The organism is Algihabitans albus, from assembly GCF_003572205.1.
Taxonomy (GTDB): domain Bacteria; phylum Pseudomonadota; class Alphaproteobacteria; order Kiloniellales; family DSM-21159; genus Algihabitans; species Algihabitans albus.
In genome coordinates this window covers 1-18,652 of the sequence record NZ_QXNY01000008.1, presented here as the reverse complement: position 1 = coordinate 18,652, position 18,652 = coordinate 1, and the positions used below count along the sequence as shown (strand labels likewise).

Annotated in this window: 20 protein-coding genes; 5 read left to right on the top strand and 15 right to left on the bottom strand. The window is 66.6% G+C overall.

All coding sequences use genetic code 11. The features are described 5' to 3' along the window. Positions 1-196 precede the first annotated feature (196 nt). Both DBZ32_RS19995 and DBZ32_RS19990 read left to right on the top strand, forming a co-directional pair. Entirely contained in the window at positions 197-937 is a 741-nt protein-coding gene (locus DBZ32_RS19995; protein ID WP_119169039.1) for an aspartate/glutamate racemase family protein, read from the top strand. A gap of 16 nt (positions 938-953) precedes the next feature. After that, the gene (locus tag DBZ32_RS19990; protein WP_119169038.1) at positions 954-1,826 is read left to right on the top strand and encodes a transglutaminase domain-containing protein; all 873 of its coding nucleotides are present in this window, start codon (positions 954-956) and stop codon (positions 1,824-1,826) included. A gap of 16 nt (positions 1,827-1,842) precedes the next feature. On the opposite strand, the gene DBZ32_RS19985 is transcribed toward DBZ32_RS19990, so the two are convergent. Together DBZ32_RS19985 and DBZ32_RS19980 are read right to left on the bottom strand one after the other, a co-directional pair. After that, positions 1,843-2,454, bottom strand: a complete 612-nt coding sequence (locus DBZ32_RS19985; protein WP_119169037.1) for a LysE family translocator — start codon at positions 2,452-2,454, stop codon at positions 1,843-1,845. Between the two features lie 26 nt (positions 2,455-2,480). Beyond that, complete coding sequence (locus DBZ32_RS19980; RefSeq protein ID WP_119169036.1) at positions 2,481-2,975, bottom strand: GNAT family N-acetyltransferase; 495 nt, start codon at positions 2,973-2,975, stop codon at positions 2,481-2,483. 194 nt (positions 2,976-3,169) lie between these two features. Between DBZ32_RS19980 and DBZ32_RS19975 the strand changes: the two genes are divergently transcribed. Continuing rightward, positions 3,170-4,282, top strand: coding sequence for a TauD/TfdA family dioxygenase (locus DBZ32_RS19975; RefSeq protein WP_162906873.1), 1,113 nt, complete (start codon positions 3,170-3,172; stop codon positions 4,280-4,282). On the opposite strand, the gene DBZ32_RS19970 is transcribed toward DBZ32_RS19975, so the two are convergent. From DBZ32_RS19970 to DBZ32_RS19930, 9 genes are all read right to left on the bottom strand, one after another. After that, on the bottom strand, positions 4,279-4,689 hold the full coding sequence (locus DBZ32_RS19970; protein ID WP_119169034.1) for a hypothetical protein: 411 nt from the start codon (positions 4,687-4,689) through the stop codon (positions 4,279-4,281). The two genes, DBZ32_RS19975 and DBZ32_RS19970, sit on opposite strands and share 4 nt — an antisense overlap. After that, positions 4,686-5,129, bottom strand: coding sequence for a Bbp16 family capsid cement protein (locus DBZ32_RS19965; RefSeq protein WP_119169033.1), 444 nt, complete (start codon positions 5,127-5,129; stop codon positions 4,686-4,688). Before DBZ32_RS19965 ends, DBZ32_RS19970 begins: the two co-directional genes overlap by 4 nt. A gap of 25 nt (positions 5,130-5,154) precedes the next feature. Then, positions 5,155-6,165: a major capsid protein gene (locus tag DBZ32_RS19960; RefSeq protein WP_119169032.1), complete on the bottom strand. Its 1,011-nt coding sequence runs from the start codon at positions 6,163-6,165 to the stop codon at positions 5,155-5,157. Between the two features lie 12 nt (positions 6,166-6,177). Beyond that, the gene (locus DBZ32_RS19955; protein ID WP_119169031.1) at positions 6,178-6,861 is read right to left on the bottom strand and encodes a hypothetical protein; all 684 of its coding nucleotides are present in this window, start codon (positions 6,859-6,861) and stop codon (positions 6,178-6,180) included. A 104-nt stretch (positions 6,862-6,965) separates the two neighbouring features. After that, positions 6,966-7,313, bottom strand: coding sequence for a Bbp19 family protein (locus DBZ32_RS19950; protein ID WP_119169030.1), 348 nt, complete (start codon positions 7,311-7,313; stop codon positions 6,966-6,968). Positions 7,314-7,421: 108 nt separating this feature from the next. Beyond that, positions 7,422-9,161 carry a portal protein gene (locus DBZ32_RS19945; protein WP_162906872.1) on the bottom strand — a complete coding sequence of 580 codons (1,740 nt, stop codon included), beginning with the start codon at positions 9,159-9,161 and terminating at the stop codon, positions 7,422-7,424. Between the two features lie 305 nt (positions 9,162-9,466). Then, positions 9,467-9,691 carry a hypothetical protein gene (locus DBZ32_RS19940; RefSeq protein ID WP_119169028.1) on the bottom strand — a complete coding sequence of 75 codons (225 nt, stop codon included), beginning with the start codon at positions 9,689-9,691 and terminating at the stop codon, positions 9,467-9,469. 2 nt (positions 9,692-9,693) lie between these two features. Then, on the bottom strand, positions 9,694-11,004 hold the full coding sequence (locus tag DBZ32_RS19935; RefSeq protein ID WP_119169027.1) for a terminase large subunit domain-containing protein: 1,311 nt from the start codon (positions 11,002-11,004) through the stop codon (positions 9,694-9,696). 292 nt (positions 11,005-11,296) lie between these two features. Continuing rightward, a complete protein-coding gene (locus DBZ32_RS19930) occupies positions 11,297-11,710 on the bottom strand; it encodes a hypothetical protein (protein ID WP_119169026.1) in 414 nt (137 codons plus the stop codon). Between the two features lie 459 nt (positions 11,711-12,169). Between DBZ32_RS19930 and DBZ32_RS19925 the strand changes: the two genes are divergently transcribed. Further along, the gene (locus tag DBZ32_RS19925; RefSeq protein ID WP_119169025.1) at positions 12,170-13,486 is read left to right on the top strand and encodes a methyltransferase family protein; all 1,317 of its coding nucleotides are present in this window, start codon (positions 12,170-12,172) and stop codon (positions 13,484-13,486) included. A gap of 21 nt (positions 13,487-13,507) precedes the next feature. On the opposite strand, the gene DBZ32_RS19920 is transcribed toward DBZ32_RS19925, so the two are convergent. After that, positions 13,508-14,284 carry an SOS response-associated peptidase gene (locus DBZ32_RS19920; protein ID WP_119169024.1) on the bottom strand — a complete coding sequence of 259 codons (777 nt, stop codon included), beginning with the start codon at positions 14,282-14,284 and terminating at the stop codon, positions 13,508-13,510. A gap of 134 nt (positions 14,285-14,418) precedes the next feature. Between DBZ32_RS19920 and DBZ32_RS19915 the strand changes: the two genes are divergently transcribed. Then, positions 14,419-14,667: a hypothetical protein gene (locus tag DBZ32_RS19915; RefSeq protein ID WP_119169023.1), complete on the top strand. Its 249-nt coding sequence runs from the start codon at positions 14,419-14,421 to the stop codon at positions 14,665-14,667. Between the two features lie 263 nt (positions 14,668-14,930). Here DBZ32_RS19915 and DBZ32_RS19910 read toward each other — a convergent pair whose 3' ends face one another. From DBZ32_RS19910 to DBZ32_RS19900, 3 genes are all read right to left on the bottom strand, one after another. Further along, complete coding sequence (locus DBZ32_RS19910) at positions 14,931-15,755, bottom strand: VPLPA-CTERM sorting domain-containing protein (protein WP_162906871.1); 825 nt, start codon at positions 15,753-15,755, stop codon at positions 14,931-14,933. A gap of 500 nt (positions 15,756-16,255) precedes the next feature. Beyond that, positions 16,256-17,986 (bottom strand): ShlB/FhaC/HecB family hemolysin secretion/activation protein, encoded by a 1,731-nt coding sequence (locus DBZ32_RS19905; RefSeq protein WP_162906870.1) that lies wholly within the window; start codon positions 17,984-17,986, stop codon positions 16,256-16,258. A 168-nt stretch (positions 17,987-18,154) separates the two neighbouring features. Next, on the bottom strand, positions 18,155-18,652 hold a 498-nt coding region (locus tag DBZ32_RS19900), incomplete at its 5' end, for a hypothetical protein (protein WP_208539339.1).

Genomic DNA, 18,652 nt, shown 5'->3' with positions numbered 1-18,652 from the left:
GTCTCAGAGCCGATCTTACCACCGAAAAAGAACATACCGCAAACATTGCTCTGTCCGACCCGGCTTCACACTGTCGTGGCGCGGTCGGTTTCTCACGCTTGAGAGGTAGCGGCGTCACATCTCCCCAGGCAAAGTGAGCGATCGTTGGATCGGCAACCACCGGATCCGCCACTCAGTCTCAGGCCTCGAAAGCGCTATGCTCCACGCAAAGTCCCGACACCCCACACCCCAGCACCCAGCCCCCCTGCACATCGGAATCGTCGGCTGCTCGGCTGAAGGCGCCGCCCTCTGCTATCGGACCATCTGCGTCGAGGGCGCGCAGTTTCTCGGCCCGCATGCCCACCCCGAGGTGTCGCTTCACACCCCTTCGCTGGCCGACTACACGGCCTGCCTCGAACGGGGCGACTGGCCGGCCGTGGGCGATCTGATCCTGGCTTCGGCGGAGAAACTGGCGAAGATCGGCGCCGAGTTCCTGATCTGCCCCGACAACACGATCCACGGGGCCTTCGCTTATGTGGCGCCGCGCTCGCCCCTGCCTTGGCTGCACATCGCCGAGGTGGTGGCCGAAGCCGCCGTCGCCCGCGGTTTCCGCCGGCTCGGCCTGACCGGCACCCGCTGGCTGGTCGAGAGCGAGGTCTACCCGGAAAAGCTTGCGGCACGCGGGCTGGACTGCCTCCGCCCCGAGCCCGACGAGCGCGAAGCGATCGACCGCATCATCATGGAGGACCTGGTCTACGGCCGCTTCAAGCCGGAGGCGGTGGCAACCTTTCAGCGGGTCATGAGCGGTCTGGGAGACCGGGGTTGCGACGCCGTGATCCTCGGCTGCACAGAGATCCCTCTGATCGTGGACGACAGCAACTCCCCGCTGCCGACCCTGGACTCCACCCGCCTGCTCGCCCGCGCCGCCCTCCGCCGGGCCGTTCAGAGTGTGGCTTAGGGCCGGGAGAACCTGGATGGACTACGCTGAACAGACTCTCTGGTCGGACCCCGGCCCGCTGCGTGAGCGTCTAACCGAACTGCCCGTTGCGCCGCGCGACCTGGCCGACGCGCTGGAGAACTTTCTGATTCATCACGTGGCGGCACGGTTTCTAAAGTTCGGCGTGCCGGAGGAGGCGGAGCCGGACCGGAATCTTCGAACCGTGGAGAAGCTCCTGACCGCAGCGTTCGCTCGCGACGCTCGGCCTCTTTCGCAACAGCGCGAGCTCTCGGCCTACCTCTACGGTTCCTGTCACGACTTCGCGCTGCTTGCCGCCAGCGTCTTCCGCTTCAACGGAATTGCGGCACGTTTGCGCGTCGGCTTCGTCGACTACTTCCGCCAGGGCCGTTGGGAGGACCATTGGCTCTGCGAATACCGGACCGACGGCGCATGGCATCTGCTCGATGCCCAGATGGGTCGACGCGCCCGCGAAGGCCACGGCATCGGCTTCGCCGTCGAAAGCGTTCCCCGGCAGCGCTTTCGCTCCGGCAGCCAGCTTTGGCTGGACCTCCGCGCCGGCCGGGTCGACCCAGACACCTGTGGCGTCTCCTTCGCCGGCATAAGCGGTGACTGGTTTCCGGCGGCCAGCGTCCTCAGGGACGCCGCCACGCTGGCGATGATCGAGCCGCTGCCTTGGGACTACTGGGGACCGGCACGCAACTTCTGCCTGACCCAAGCCGTCACGGACGATGCGGCCCGGGATCTCGATGCCCTGGCGCAAACCTTCGAACAGCCACCCGAAACGCCGGAAGCCGCCCGCGCCAGTCTCGCAGACTTTCCCTGGGCGATCCCCGGCGAAACGGTCTTGAGTGCCGTCGGCGGCCGGCTGCAGGAACGCCCGCTGCGCTGAGAACGAGAGCCAGCGTCTAACGCTCCGCCAGCGCCAGCCGCAGACCCAAGGCCCCGAAAGCACCGGCGAAACCGCGCCGCAGCCAGCGCATCACGCCCGGCCGCGAGATGACGTAGTTCCGCGTCGCCGAGGCGAAGGCGCCGTAGCCGGCGAAGACCACGAAGGTCAGCAGCATGAAAACACCCGCCAGCATCAGCATGGAGGCCGTGGCATTGGCCGCCGCCGCCGGCACGAACTGCGGCAGGAAGGCCAGGAAGAACAACGAAAGCTTGGGGTTCAGAACGTTCAGCAGGAGGCCGTTGACGACGATCTTGCCCGGAGAGACGGAGGCGGTCCGCTCGGAGACCTGAAGCGCCCCGCCGTCCCGCAGAATGCTCCAGGCCATGTAGAGCAGGTAGGCGACGCCGAGATACTTCACGACCTGGAAGGCCAAGGCGCTGGTGTGCAGCAGCGCGGCCAGCCCGGCGATACTCGCGGCGATGTGCGGCAGAATGCCGAGCGTACAGCCCAGCGCCGCCAGCACGCTCGCCCGCCAGCCTTGGCCCAGCCCGTAGGCCAGCGTGTAGAGCACGCCGGTGCCCGGCAGCAGAATCACGATCAGCGAGGTCAGCAGGTAGTCCGGGGTCATAGGGGCCGCTCCAGCTTTCGGAACGCTCAGTCTGGCGCGGGAGACTCATGGGGGAAAGGCGTTTTCTGGATCTCCAGTGTCATATAGCGGCTGTGCGGATCCTCGCGGTAGTCGCCGAAGGGCGCGCAGTCGAGGAAGCCGAAACGCTCGTAGAGCGCATGGGCGGCCGCGAAGTCCGCTGTCGAACCCGTTTCCAGGCTGACGCGCCGGTAGCCGCGCGCCTGTGCCTCGGCGAGCATGTGACGCAGCAGGGTCGCCGCCACGCCCTTGCGCTGATGCCCTTCGGCCGTGCGCATCGACTTGATCTCGCCGTGACCGGCCCCGATCTCCTTCAGCGCACCGCAGCCGAGCACCTCGTCTTCATCGCGCAGACTCCAGAAGGTCACCTCAGGCCGGCGCAGCTCTTCCAATCCCAGGGCATGCACGCTCTCCGGCGGCGAGAGCGCGGCCATACCGTCCAGGTGCGCGGCCAGCAGCGCCGCGACGTCGGCCCTCTCGAGATCGCCTTCGACCAACTCCATACCCGATTAGCTCCAAGCTCGCGCCCCAACCTTGCCCATCGCACCTTCGCGCCGAATGCCCCCTCATAACAAGCGCAAGCCAGCCGGCAAGCTGGAAAACGACGCTCTGCGTCGCCGCGAAGCAGGACGGCCTGACACGGCCTGTGGCAAGGTGTTTCGAGATGTCCTTCTCTCGCAACGGGGACCGGCCCGCAATGCAGCTTACCGCCGACGACACCTTCCTTACGGTCGACTGGCCCGACGGCGCGCGCACCCGCCATGCGCTGCAGTGGCTGCGCGACAACGACCCCGCCGGCTTCCACCCCGACACGCGGGAGCGGGTCTTCGACCTCCTGAGCGTCCCGGACGACCTCACCCTGGCTGAGGCGCAAGCCGAACTCGAGACGATCCGTCTGCGCTGGGCCGACGGCACGGAGACCCGGCTGGCCCGCGACTGGTTGCGCGCGGCGGGCAGCGCCGCCCGGCACAGCACCCTGCCGCCGGTCCTGCCGGAAAGCTGGGATGCGAACTTCGCCGAACGGATCCCGCGCCAGTCCGGCCCGGCGGTCTTGAGCGATGATGGCGTCCTGGCCGCCTGGATCACCGACCTGGCCCGCTGGGGCATCGCGGTCCTGGAGAACGTGCCGGCCGAGCCGGGCGCCCTGGAGGCCGTCTGCCGGCGCATCGCCCATCTGCGCGAAACCAACTTCGGTTTGACCTTCGAGGTGCGCAGCGAGCCGCAGCCAATCAATCTGGCCTACACGCCGATCGCCCTGCCGCTGCACACCGATCTGCCGAACCAGGAGATGCCGCCCGGCTTTCAATTCCTGCACACCCTGATCAACTCCGCGACCGGCGGCGAGTCCCTCTTCGCCGACGGCCTGCGCATGGCCGAAGCCCTGCGCCGCGACGCGCCGGCGCACTACGAGATCCTGCGCGACGTCGCCATTCCCTTCCGCTTCCACGACGGCGGCCACGACATCCGTTATCGCCGCCCGGTCATCCGCGAGGACGAACGGGGCGAGCCGGTGGAGGTCAACTGGAACGCCCACCTCGCCGACAGCTTCGACATGGAGCCGGAGGTCACGGCGGCCTACTATCCTGCCTATCGCGCCTTCATGGCCCTGACCCGCGATCCCGCCTACCGCATCGCCCTCAAGACCCGGCCGGGCGACCTGATCGGCTTCAACAACCGCCGCACCCTGCACGGCCGCACCGCCTTCGATCCCGCCTCCGGCACCCGGCACCTGCGCGGCTGCTACGTCGACTGGACCGACTTGATCAGCCGCCTGCGTATGCTGGGTGTAAGCCGGGCGGGATCAAGCTAGCCACCCTCCACCGCCAGGATCGCCGCGACGCGCGCCGCCAGCGTGGCGTCCTTGGCGCGCGGAGGGGCGGTCTGACCGCGCTCCCGAAGGAACGCGGCCAGCCGCGGGCGCGACCAGGTCGAGGGGCCGTTGCCGCGTTCGGCAGGCGGCCCGGACGCTGGGTCGGGCGTGGACCTGGCGGAGGAAGAGGCGGAGGACGGGGCGGCCTGGCCGGGAGCCAAGGGCTCCATCCAGGCGGCCGGAGTCTCGCCTTCGCGCAACGCGAAAACCTCGCCGGGCGCACGCCGCTGGGCCGGGTAGAAGCCCTTCTCCCTGGCGCGCACAAGGGTCGGACCGGCCGCCGTCAGGCGCAGGCGGGACAGGCCGCCGCCCCGCGAACCCTCGCCCTTCGGACCGGCCGGCTTCACGGATTGGTCTGATTGCCGGCCGTCACGCCGGCGGTGATCCGGCCCGCCGTGGCGGCGGGACCCGTCACGCCGTAGTTCAGCCGGACGTAGCGCTGGTCGGTCGTCAGGGGCAGGGAGTCCAGCGCGAAGACGTAGCCGGCCGTCAGGTCGGAAGCCGGCACCGCTTCGGTCTCCAACACCGTGGTCGGACTGGCGAAGCTCTCCACCGTGTCGACCTGTACCGCGACCCGCAGCGAAGTCAGGGTGGCGAAATCCTCCACCACCTGAATCCGCAGGGGCACTTTCATGCCCTTGCCCATGTCGCGGCTCAGGGGCGCGGCACCGCCGTCGGGTCCGTTGCTGGCGGTGCCGGTGGCGCCCAGGTCGATAATGTTGCTGGAGGCCGCCGTGGCGGTGATCGCCTGGGCGTCGGAAAAGAGACTCTGCGTATCGAAGATCATGTGACGTTCCTTTCTCTCAAACCCTTCAAACCACCCGGGCTTCGCTGTTGGTGATCGCGTCGATCTCGCGGATCGGCACGCCCATGAAGGTCATGACCTCGCGGCCCTGAACCTCGCTCAAGCGAACGAAGGTGTTGGCGTTCGCGTTCAGCGCCTGGCGGTGCAGGAACTCCTTGACCTTGGTGTTACAGTACATCGCCAGGCGTCCGGCGTTGCCGCTGCCGATCCGCCGGTTGCGCAGGCGGTAATAGGCCCGGATCATGAAGTCGTTGAGATCGGCGCCGGCCGAGGCATCGGCGGTCAGGGCGGAGACGTCGATGTTGGCGACGCGGCTGATGTAACGCCAGTCGCGGACCGACAGGCCGATGTCCTGCTCGAACTTCTCCTCATAGACCTCGTAGCGGCCGCTGTTGTTGGGGTCGATCACGGTCTGCACGCCCAGGTCGGTGCGCTGGACGCCGGCGCGCGAGCCCTTCGGGTAGATCAGGTGGGCTGTGGTGTCGCCCCAGGTGATCATCCAGATCGAGGTGTTGTCGGCGCCGGTGCCGCCGGCATCGACGATCTGGTTACCGTTCTCGGCCGACAGGTCATTGAAACGCGGCGCGAAGCCGGTGAAGGCAGCCGGCTCGCTGCCGGAATTGCCGTAGATCACCGTGTCGGCGATCTCCTGCGCCATGGTCTCCAGGAAGGGCGCGGACTCCGACAGGCGGAGCTGCTGCGGATCGGACGAGAGGTCGATCAGCTTGCTGTCGATGATCGAGCGCGCGACCAGGCTGCCGGTCGCGTCCTCGACCTGGCGGGTGTGGGACTTGCTGGTTTGAACACCCTCGTAGAGTCGGCGCCAGGTCGCGGTCGGCAATCCGGTGCGCACCGTGGTCAGATGCTTGGTGCCGTTGTTGCACTCGACCGCCGGGGCGTCGTCGAGGATCGGGTTGAATTCGGCCAGCATCTCGATGATGTCGGCCGTGGTGCCGTTCGCGTCGGTGCGCTTGGCCACATCGGCCAGGGTCATGTAACTGCTGCCAACGGTCGCCATGGGGCGAGCTCCTTATCGCTGGGGTTTGGGCATGTCGGGATACATCCGCTCGGCGCGGCTGCGCGGCGCGGCGGTCCCGCTGGATTCGACGAAATGGTCGTCGGAGACGATCCGGCCGAAGCCGCGCAGACCGCGGATGAACCCGGGATGGTTCAGCAGGCCGAAGTGCTTCAGCAGCTCGATCGTCGGCGCGTCGAAGGCATGCTGGACGGCGGCGTTGCCGAGGCGCAGCGTCTCCTCCAGCTTGTCTCCGCCGATCTCCGGGTCGGCGCGGGTCTGCCGCGTCCAATCCTCGACCGTTTCGGCGTGGCGCTGCATCAGGAGGTCGGTGCCCTGCTTCAGCGCCCTGGCGTGAAGATCGACCAGCTTCTGCGCCTGCGCGTTGGACAGCTTCAGCTCGCGCGCCAGCGGCTTGAAGGCCTCCAGGCGCTCGGCATCCAGTCCCGCGGGGACTCCCCCGTCGGGCATCACGTCCGGCGGCAGATCGAACCTGTAGTCGCTCTCTTCTTCGGCCCCGTTCGACTTGGCGGACTCGCCAAAGCGATCCCCGCTCCCAGCGTCGTCGTCAGCCTCGGCCCCCGGTGACGTCACGCCGCCGGGCACCTCGACCGTCAGTCCGAAGCCGTCCTCGGCTCCGGAGACAAACGGCCTCTCTCCCTCCGCCGCCGTGGCGGAGGACTCAGAGTCTCTCGTCATGTTCGATGATCACCTTGTTGAATGCGCATGTGACAGGCGGCGCGAAGGGCCGGGCCGCCAGGCCCGTAAGGCAGCGCGGGAACGAACGAGCCGGCTGCCGCCGGCTAAGCCTCGTCGTCCTCGGACAGGGTCTCCCGCATCTCCCGCCCCGCCGGCCCGCGCCCATCCTGGCGCGCGATGTCGCGTTCCATCGCCAGATACCGCTCGGGGTCGGCCACGGCGCAGTAGCGCCGCCAGGTCTCGCCGACCATGCGCTCGCCCTCGCGCCGCGCCATCTCCAGCGGGTTGTCGGAGAAGACGCTGGCGAAGGGCCGCGTCTCCCTCAGCAGTCGCGCGAAAACGCGCCGTCCGCCCTCCGTCTCCAGCAGCGCGGCGAGGTCCGCCAGAAAGGCCGCCTGGCGCTCCTCCAGCTTCTCGCGGGTCCGCCGCTCGCGCCGGTCCTGTGGCTCCATGATCTTCGATCCATTTCTTGAAACGGTGTCGCTTTCGCGGCTGCCTGTCGCGCGATACGCAGCCCGCTTGCCACACAAAAATATCTGCGTGTGGCAAAAGGCCTGATGTTAAGCGCTCCCAGAGATTTCAGTCACGCCCGCAGCCGCATCCGGAGCAGTATTCGCAGCCGTCATACCACCCTGCCCCATCACGGCCTGCAGCATCTGCAAGCCATCGAGCGACTGGGCCGCCGCGCCGGCATCCTTCAGGGCGCCGGCGCCCTGCTGCGCCATGGCCAGGCCCTCAGCCATCTGCTGGCGCTGGGCGCTCTGCTGCTGCAAAGCGGCCACTTCCTCGTCGGACCGCAGGATGGTCGGCGGCACGCCCAGCAGTTCGCCCATCTCGTCGACCGACTGGGCCCAGTCCACCTTCATGCCGGCGGCGGGATCGATCTGCGCCAGTCCGCCGGCGTAGCCGGTCAGGCGCTCGATGCCCTGGATCGCGTCGACCCGCTGGTCGCGTACCAGGATCGACTGCAGCTCGATCTTGAGGTCCAGGCCCTGCAAGACCTCGGGGGCCGGCGGCAGGATGCCGGCCGCCGCCGCGATCTCGAAGGTGCGCTCGACCAGGGGTTCCAGCAGCTCGTTCTGCAGGCGCTCCAGCACCGGCCCCAGGGCCAGCATCTTCTCGGATCGGCGCTCGGCGATTTCGGTCGCGGTCACCTGGCGCCGGTCCATGCTGGAGATCATCAAGAAGAGATTCGCGAAGAAGCCGCGCCGCACCGCCTCCTGCGTCTCGAAGATGTCCTGGCGCAGGTCGCCCAGGTTCAGCCGCACGTCGTAGACGGAGCGCAGGCCCTGACGCTGCAGATCGCCGTCGGCCAGAATGTTGACCGCGCCGGGCAGCAGAGAGACATGGTGGTTGCCGTAGGCCGGCCCGCCCTGCATCGGCGGGTTGACCTGCTTGTCGACGGCCTGACCCTTGCGCTTCTGCATCACCTGCAGCTGTTTGATGTCGCCCAGCACGTCCATCGCCGGACTGCGGCCGTAGACGTCGTTGCCGGTCACGTACCAGCGCGGCGCCAGCACCGGGAAGCTGTCGAAGCCGCTCTCGCGCAGCAGCTTGCCTTCCTCGGCGCCCTCCTCCAGGTAGACCGAGCGCCAGCGCTTGTTGCGGCCGTCGCCCAGCGTGGGGTTCCGGTCTCGGTGCGGCTCGATGGCGTGGAAGACCCAGTAAGCCTGATCCAGCTCGCCGTTGCGGTAAGCACTCTGGGCACTGGCGGAACAGGCCTCCAGTCCGAATTCCTCGGCCATCTGCGCCACCGTCATGCGCAGGTCGCGATAACAGGTATCTACCAGACCGTTCGCGCCGGACGCCAGATAGTAGCTGCCCATCGGCATGGGCCGCAGGCGGATCACGTCGTCGAAGTCCGGCTCGATATAGATCGCCGTGGTGCCGAACAGACCCAGGTCCTCGTAGCCGACCGTCAGCGCGTTGTAGACGTTCGAGGCGGCGAAGATATCGCGCAGCAAGCCGCTCACGCCGTGGAGCCAGCGCGAGACCTCCGGCTGTTCGGCCAGGGCGGGGCTGCGCGGCGTCAGCTTGAACCAGGGCCGCGCGGGACTGGTCACGCCGGTCATCAAGCCGGCGACCAGAGTGCGCAGGGCGAAGGTCGCGGTGCTGTCGACGATGCGGGTGTTGATCTTCTTACCCCGCCGGCCCTTGTCGTCGCGGTCGCTGAAGCGCAGGCGCCGCGGCAGTACGAAGTCGCCCAGCTCCTCCCAATGGTCGCGCCAGTCCTCGCGCTCGTTCTTTAGCGCGTTGCGCCGTTTCAACAGGCGGCTGCGCAGGGTTTCTCGTTCGGTCATCGCGACCTTCCTTAGTGACCCGGAAGTCATTGCCGGTTCCCAGTCTTCACTGGTTCAGAATCTTCACTGACCCAACAGGGTCTTCCGGGCTCGGGGGGCGGCTTGGCCGTCCGCGCCCGTCCCTCCACCCAGGATCGTCACCCGGCCCGGCGTGGCGCCTCCCGCGGCACGGCGGCGGGTGGTCCGGTCCCTCCCGGTTTGCGTCGCGTCCGGCTGACGCTCCGCCTGCGGCGGCGGGGGAGGTGCCGGCGCCGGCGGCGGCGCGGGGCCGGAAGGTCGGGCGATCGGGTTCGAGCACATGGATATCAGGCTCCCAACAAGGTTTTGCCGGCGGTCCGCTCCTCGGTCTCCAGCCCGCGCGGACCGGAGGTAATCGTCGAGGCGGCGCCCCGGCGCGCCCGGGTGCGGCGCTCTTCCTCGCGGCGGGCCGCCGTGCCGTCCGGGCCTTCGGGCGCGCGGTGCGGCTGCTTCGGCGGCTCGGGCGGTGGCGGCGGTGCGGGCGCGGCGGGCGGGCTGGAGAACATGCACATGGCTAGATCGCCTCTTCGTAGGGGTTGTAGTCGAGACCCAGGGCCAGCCGCGGCCGGTTGCCGCCAGCGCCACGCGGCTGCACCGGCAGGGCGAAGGTCAGGGCCAGGGCATCGCCCAGGTCGGGGCTGGAAAGGCCGCGCTCGCGCAGCGCGTCCTTGCTTTCCAGGCGCAGTCGATTGGCCGCGTCGAAGTCGTAGGTCGGTGCCGAGAGATCGCGCCGCAGGGCGCTGTCGGCCGGCAAGGCGCCTCCGGCGCGCAGCCAGGCCGCGACGGCATCCCACATCTCGGCGCGCTTGTTGAGATAGCGCGGACTGGTCGGGCGGCCGCCGAAATTCACCTCGACGACGCTATGGCCGAGCTGGCGCAGACGGTCGATCACACCTTCGCCGCGACCGGCGTCGACGAAGACGGCGTCGGCCCGGCACTCGGCGATCTTCACCGCCACCCGCGCCGCCAGGCTCATGTTGTCGAGCCCCTGGAAGGCCTGCACCTCGCGGCACCAGAGTCCCTGGCGCAGACAGAGGCTCGAGCGGTCGCTGCCGTAGCGCGCGACGTCGACACCCAGCACGACAGGCAGTTCCGCCACCTCGGCCGGGTTCAGGTGGCGCTGCATGGCCGCGGCCACCAGGTCCAGCGGGATCAGCACGTTGTCGCTGGCCGCTTGCCAGTCGCAGAGGAACTCCTGGCGGTACTGCGCGTCCGACATGCTGCGCCGGGCCAGCTCCAGCTCCCCGGGCGCGATCGCCCCGGTGTCGTCGGCCGTATAGAGCGCGCCGTACCAGGCCGGGTCCGTCCCCTTGACGGCGTGGTGATAAAGGTCGTGGAACAGATCCAACCCCTTGGGCGTCCCGATGAAGAGACACCAGCCCTGGCGGTCGGACAGGGCCGGGCGGATCACTTCGCCCCAGGTCTCGGGTCGCATGTCGGCGACTTCGTCCAACACCACCCCGTCGAAGTAGAGTCCGCGCAAGGCATCGGGATTGTCGGCCCCGTAAAGCCGGATGCGTGCCCCGTTCGGCAGGGTGACCTGCAGCTCGCCGTCCTGTGCCCGCGTGCCGGGGATCGGCCGGCTGTAGCTCCGCAGCGTGTCCCAGGCGATCTGCTTGGCCTGCTTCTGGTAGGGCGCCAGGTAGGCGAAGCGCGGGTTGGGCTTCTCGCAGCGCAGCGCCGCGTCGATCAGCGCATTGATCGCCAGCACCGTCTTGCCGGCCCGCCGGTGCAAGACCAGCACCGAGAAGCGCCGCAAGCCGGCATGGATGTCTCGCTGATACCAACGCGGCCGGTAGCCGGTGGAAACGGCTTGTTCCTCCACGGCTCTCCATCGCCTGTTGTTCGTCGGGTTTCGCTGGTCTGTCGCCGCGGCGGACTCGGCGGCACGACCGCGCGCTGCCGGCTTTCACGGCCCTCCCGACCCGGTGAAACCGAACGCGGAAATCCGCCTCGGCGGAGCGGGCGGGACAGGCATGTTCTCGAAACTTGGAGACTGACGGTGGAGGACCTCGTCTCTCGACTCTGCCTTCGGCAAAACCGGCGCGAGATGCAGAGCTCCACGTCTAACGAAAATATCCTCGAAACCCTGCCTGATCGTCAACCCGTCCTGAAAATTATTTTGAGACTGAACCGCGTCTCTCGGTCCGGACCGTCTCCTGTCCCGCCTCTTCCGCAGCCCGCTCGTCCGGCGCCCGCTCGATCCCCGTGGCGACGACGACGCGTAGCGGACTTTCCGGGTCGCCGGCCACCTGCAAGGGCAGCACCTTGGCGAGGAACCCCGAGAAGGTCTTGATATCCTCGTTGGCGATCCGGCGCAGATAGCCGACCAGACCGTCCTTTCCCTCGCAGTCCTCGCCTGATTGCTCGGCTGCCAGCAGGATCGCCTCGGTCAGGTGCAATGTCGTCTGACGGGTCGGATCGCCCGACGGGCGCTTGGAGCGCGCATCCTGTCTTCGGCTCGGCCGCGCCTTGACGAGCGCCTTGCCGCTGCCCGCTCCCTGCGGATCGCTCTTTCGGTCGGCCGCCATATCGCTTCCCTCTTTCCACCGGATCACGACGAGGAGTTGTCGCGCCACGACCGGCCAGCCTCCGACGCGCCGTCGAGAGGGGATTCCAGCAAACAGAAACCCGCCGCGACGGATCGGGCGGGCGCTTTTCGGACAGGTCGGTCGGCAGACTTCGCCGGACAGCGGCGCTTGCAGCTCTTCACCGATACCTGAAATTTCCTCTGCTCGACCCTCTTTCGTCAACCCGACGGCGCGACTTTTTTCGAAAGCATCGCAAAACGTTTCCCTATGCCTTTTGCGCAGGAGCTGTCTGGCGATCTGGTCGATCCGCCACCCAGCTTGAATAGACGGCGGCCCGAGATACCTTGATTTTGCGGGAAATCGCCGTAAACGCCTTGGCAAGGGCCTTCCGTCTAGGCTCACCGAGCTTGAGAAGGGGAGCTCGGTACTTTGCGCTCCCCGCTTTTAGAAGAGCCACCGATGCAGCCGCAGCCGTCTGCCGTCCTGTCCTCCGAAGCGCCCGCCGTCACCGGGCCGGTCGTTCGGCCGCGCTCGGTGATCGGCCATGGCGTCGGCCTCTCGGGGCTCGCCGGCCTGGGCCTCGCCCTCCTATGGCTGCCCGGCTCGACACTGACGCTTCAGGCCCAATGGCTGTTCTGCCTGGCCGCCGCCGCCGTCCCTATGGTCCTCTACAGCCTGCTGGTCGAACGGGTGCATCGGCGCGCCAGCACCGGCCTCAACTGGGCCGCGCCGCGCCCGCTCGCGGAGACGATCGCGACGACCCGGATCAAGCTGGCGGGGCTGGCCGCGACCTGGGCCCTCATCGCCCTCTTCTACTTCAGCGTGACCTCCTATCAGGGCGAGGAGTTCGCCGCCTACCTCGGCATCCTGCGGGCCATCTGGCTGCCGCTGGTCCTGCTTGCCGCGCTCTACGTCTTCCTGGTCGACCGCTATGCCACGGACCCGCACGACGAACTCTGGCATTTCGGCCGCTTCGCCATCGGCGACGGCGCGCGGGCTGACGGATCGAAAATCGCCCAGCATCTGCGGAGTTGGGCGATCAAGGCCTTCTTCCTGGCCTTCACCGCCTCCCTGATGCCCTCGCACGTTCAGGCCGTGGTGACCTACGACATGGGCTTGCTGCTGCAAAACCCCATCGTGACCGTGATTTTCGTCTTCAATCTGCTGTTCCTGATCGACGTCACCTTCGGCACCCTCGGGTACGCCGCGACCTTGCGGCCCCTCGACACCCACATCCGCTCGCCCAACCCCTTCCTGCTCGCCTGGGTCGCCGCGCTGATCTGCTATCCGCCCATTATCCTGATGGGCTACGGCGGTCCCCTAGACTACCGCCAGGGCACGCAGGACTGGGCGGTCTGGATGCAGGGCAGCGAGCCCGCCCTCTGGGCTTGGAGCGCGCTGTTGTCGGTCGTCCTGGCCCTCTATGCCTGGGCGACCGTGATCTTCGGCCTACGCTTCTCCAACCTGACCCATCGCGGCATTATCACCAACGGTCCCTACCGCTTCTTCCGGCATCCGGCCTACCTCGCCAAGAACCTTTTCTGGTGGCTGGTTTTTCTGCCCTTCCTCCCACTCGGCGACACGGCCCAGACCGTTCAGAACTGCCTGCTTCTGCTCTCGGTCAATCTGATCTACTGGCTGCGCGCGCGCACGGAGGAACGCCACCTGCGCGAGGACCCGGTCTACCGCGCCTACCTCGCCTGGATGGCCGAGCACGGCTTGCTCGAGCGGGTCGGCAAACGCCTCTTCGGCAAGCGGCCTCCAATCGAGACCTGACCGGGCCGGCGGATCGATCCGTCACAGCAGACTGAGTTGCGTCTCCACGGTCTCGGGCGTTCCGAAGGTCTCCAAGGTTTCGACCGGCACGATCATTCCTGCGTCATCCGGCTTGCGGAAGTTCTTGGCCGCGTCCGATACGCGCCAGGCCGTCATGGCCTCCGCCGGATAGGGGCGCAGCACGCGCTCCGGCAGACGGTCCTCGAACAGCCAAGCCTTCGCTGCTTCGGGGGTCAACAGAACGGGCATGCGGTCGTGGTGGCGCGCCTGCACCAGGGCGTTGGCCTCGGTGGTTATCACCGCAAAGCTGGCCACCACCTCGCCGGTCTGCGGAATCACTGCCTCGCTGACCAGACCCGCCAGCAGGAAAGGGCCGCCGTCCTTCAGCGCATAGTAGGACCAAGGCGCCGCGCCCTTCGCCCTGGCTGGCTTCTCCGGCTCGTAAAAGCCATCGCAGGGCACCAGCGCACGCCCCTGCTTCGGGATCAATCGCCAGGGCCAACCGTGTGCCAGCTTATCGGCGCGGGCGTTGGTGAGCAGGTATTTCGGCCGACCCGCCCCCGCTCCAACCTCGGCCTTCGCTCCTGGTCCGGTCCCGGGCGGGATCAGATCCCATAAGGCCGGCTCCATCCGCAGGCTGTCCGGGCTGGAAACCCGGAAGACCGGGTGCCACTGCCGCGGACCGATCCGATACCGCGGAGCGATCTCCGGACCCGGCCCGGCCAGGGCGAGACCCAGGGTATCGGCGAGGCGACTCACTTCCTTGCGGGAATGACGCAGCGACATGGCATTGCACATGCCCCGCAGTTCGCCGCACTCCCCGCCCGAATGCAAGACGGCGCGATGAAAATATCACCGGATCGGAAGATCGGGCGAAAGATCGTATTGTATACAAATGGACGATAATTGCAGGGCTCGGCTAGTCTGCCGGCATGGAACATTTAGAGAACGAAAACCTTGGGCCCAAGTACGCCCTGCGCCTCTCCGACCTGGGGCGCTGGCACCGTTTTCGGGCGACCTGCTTTCGCTGTCGCCATAGCGCGATCATCGATCCCGAAGCTTTGCGGAGACGCTGGTCGGCACGCACGAAGCTGGGGGATCTGGAACGGAAACTGCGCTGCCGCACCTGCGGCAACCGCTATGGAAACTCTTTGAGCGTGGGGCGCCTGGCGCGGAACTGAGCGGCGAAAAGATCGACAGCCTGCGACGGGCGGCGCCGTCGCAGGCCGTGAACAGAGACCCTAACGGGTTTCCGCGAACTGAACGGAGAGGCCGCCTAGAGCCTGTTGTGATCGTATGGACTCGCTTTGCGGTTCCGCCGACCCTAGGAAACAGACTCTCACACTTTGAATCGAGACTGGATTTAACGGAATCGCCGGACCCAATACGTGGGTCCGGCTGATCACTATCTGGTCTAGAGCGGAAGCGTCGCGGCGATCCTGCTTTAGGCTTCTTCCGGCCGGTTGCGCAGCCAGCGCAGGCCGGCAAGGCCACCCAAACCGGTCAGCAGGAACCACGCCGCGGCCGGCAAGGGCACCGGCGCCACGCCGACGGAATTGACATCGAAGCCGTCGGGACTGGGGCTGTTGGCGGGTGTGTTATCGACGATCGCGAGCCAAGAGAACTGGCCGGCGAAGGAGATGGCGGCTCCACCGTCATCGATCTGGGCATTTTGGTTGGAGATCTGGCCGACCTCTTCCCATTCGCCGAAGAAACCGCCCAGGCCCGTAACGAGATCGATTTGATCGGCTCGGCTGGCTTGTCCCATGGTGTACTGGCTGGAGGTGCCGACGTAAATCGTCGCCGTCTCCAGGAAGTCGCATCCGTCAACACAATTGAAGGTGAACTCCCAAACGCGCCCTTCGTCGAGAAAGTCCTGGCCGAACCCGAACACGGCGAAACCGGGATTGCCAGCGCTGCTTTGACCGAGCGACAGAAAATCCTGGTCCGGAGCGCCCAGCGCGTTCGCCGGATTGTCCCGATCGTTGAGATTCGAAACCGTGCCGTTGTTGAACCAGTCGACCTCGGTCGCATAGATCAGACTGGCTTGCGACGCAGTCGAGGTGGCGACGGTAAGGCCGGTCGCGACCGCCAAGGCAACAGCAATACGACTCAATTTTTCATGCATCATCATGATCAGGCACCCCCAAATTTTGCTTCGCGTTCTGCGACGAGGTCTGACCGCGCAGTCGCTATTCTGTAACAGATTGAGGACGATAGATAAAGTAAAAATTAAATTTTCGTAAATATGTAAATTTCTGGCTTGCAATGAACGTGAAGGTTGGGTGAATAGGAATTCAAATTATTGATATTATTAGAAATACTGAAACAGAACTACACTTTCGGAGTGGCAGCTTTTTGCCTTTTAAGAGGTACCACTTTCGCTATAAAGGAGATTTTTTGCGCTGCGAAAAGCCATCAAAAGTTTGTGTAGCTGAAGGAGATCGGCTCACTTTTGCCTCACCGAACGGTTGGTCGGACGGCGTCACTGGCCAGCCGGTCAGGCTTCGAAGCAATCCGTCCGCGTCCGGCAACACGCTCGGCCAACTCGGAGGATGAATCGAAGAGAAGGGACGAACCCGACGGCGGCAGGCGGCGCTCCGGCCGAGGCCCTCCCGGCGTCGCTATCCGCTCGCCGGAACATCGCGGCTTTGGCCGCCGCACGACAGCTCGGGCGCGAGGGACGTCGCAGAGGGATCGTTCGCCCCGCGAACTGCTCTCTGCCCGATCTACACTCGTAAATAGAGACCGATCAGAAACAGAGAACGGTCAGAAATCGGCGCGCAACAGGAAGAAGGCTTGCGGCCGTCGGTCGTCGTCGTCGCCGGGATCGCGCAACAGCGGCTGAGCCACCTCGACATCGGCGCTCACGCTATTGAATAGCCGCAAACGCATCCCAAGGCCGACCGAGGCAAGACTCTCGCGATCGTCCTCACCGACCCCCGCGTCGTCGTTCCAAACCCGCCCGCCATCGGCGAAGCCGTAGACCTGCCAGCCATCCAGCGGCAGATCCTCCACCTCGACCTGTTGCGCGTAGCGCAGTTCTACACGGCCGCCCAGGCCGTGTTCGCCGACCAGCTCGGCGGGCTCGAAGGCACTGCCCAGATCCTCGCCTCCCAGGCCGAATTCCTCGCCGGCCAGCAGAGGATCGTCGGAGACCTGAGCCGATGCCGACGCGAAAAGGCTGAGGCCCGGCACCAGGAAGCCCAGGCTCTGCAAGCGGCTGGCATTGATTTCGGCCTTCAGGAACTCGGGGTCGCCTTCGGCGCGCGACAGCAGACGGTCGCCGCGCTCCGAGGGTCCGAAGAGATCGAGACCCTGACTGATCTGCAGGCTGGCGAAATTGCTGCCGCCCAGGCGGTCGGCACGGTTCCAGAAGGCTCCGACCCGTGCCACCGTCAGGCGGTCTTCCTGCAGGTCCTCGTCCTCGAAGATGCGGGTTTCGCTGCGGCGAAGGTCGATCTGCGCCGAGAGAAAGAGGTTCTCCGTGCGCGAACGGATCACCGGGTGCGTCGCGGAGACGACCAGCGAGGCGGAATCGCCTTCGACGTCGAGATCCTCCAGATCGTCGCCGGGTTTGGTCCAGGCCAGACTTCCCGACAGACCGATGGTGGTGCCCTCGTCGAAGATCGGCCAGCGGAAGGCCGCGGAGACGAAGTCGAGTTCGCGCGTGAAGAAATCCCCCGCCCGCACGTACTGCAGTTCGATCTGTTCGTGACTGGCCAGCAGCGAGTGAACGGCGACCGCCGCCGACTGCTGGTGCGGCCCGAGAAATCGCGTACCACGGTTGTCCGCCTCAAGGAAGGCGTCGTAGCGGCGCTCCTCGACCAGCACGTCCAGCACGGCCGCGTTGGGCGTCTCCGGCGCCGGGGACAGGATGGAGCTCACCTCGATCCCCGGCAGATCGTTCATCAGCAGCAGGTAGCGCTCGAGCGTGCGGGCGCGCAGCGGGCGATCCTCCGCGATCTTCTCGCCATAGGTCTGTAGCAGACCCCGACCGCCGCGCGGTTCGCCGCGCACCGAGACGCTTTCCACGAAACCCTCGACGACACGCAACGCCGCTTCGCCCTCCACGATCTCCTGCGGCGGAACCAGTGCGAGACTCAGTAGGTAGCCTTCGTTGCGGTATCGGGTGGTGATGGCGTCGGCGTAGACATAGACATCGGCGAGACTGATCTCACGACCGATATCGTCCGCCCAGATATCCGACAGCTCTTCGTCTGCGAAAACGCTGTTCCCTTCCAGAACGACGCGCTCGAGCTGAAAGCGAATCTCGTCAGCACCCTCGGGCGCCGGCGCGGTCTCGGGAACGGCGAAGCCTGGACCGGTCTCAAGTCCCGGGATATCGAGTGGCGTCTGCAGCCGCTGATCGAGACGCCCGGGATCGGCGGAGGGGGGTATCGAGCGGCTGGTCGTCTGGGCAAGTCCCGAGGTCGCCGCCAGCAGAAGACCGACTGTCACCCCGACAGTCGCGCCGAGCCCTAGAACGATCTGACGCATGCTGCCCCCGAAGCCATGTCTGTCCCTGCCCCGATAGACCAAGCCCGATACAGAAAACCGCATCGGACCCGGTGAAGACCATCGAAATCTGAAATGCCCCAAACCGGTTACGGGCAAAAGACGACAGACATCCGCCCACCACGAACGACTTTTACGGCCCGCGACCGCTTACTGGCCGTCCGGTGCGGCGCCCGTCTCCAGATCTGCGCCATCGATCAGGTTCGTCAACTCCTGCAGGTCTTCCGGCAAGTCCTCCGGACCATACTGGGCCAATAGGTCCTCAAAGGTTAACGCCTCGACGCAGTCGGTCCCCGAGAGCTGCTGACGTCCGCAGGCGGAGAAGTCGATCACGGCCGACGTTCCCTGCGGAACCAGCGACGCCACCTGAGTCGGATTGTCGGTGATCAGAAAACCGGTGTCACCCTCCGTGCCGGCGGCACCAACGTCACCGCCGGCCGCAGGTGCCAGGCTCGCCAGAAGCTCTGCCAGCGTCAACCGTCCGAGAAGCTCACCGGGAAGCTCGGCGAAGTTTGCCAGGAACTCGCGTTCGACCAAGATTCCGGGTTCCACCGTTGCCGCGTCCCCGCCGCCACCCGTCGTGCCACCAGTCGTCCCACCCGTGGTTCCGCCTGTGGTGCCGCCCGTGGTGCCGCCGGTCGTGCCACC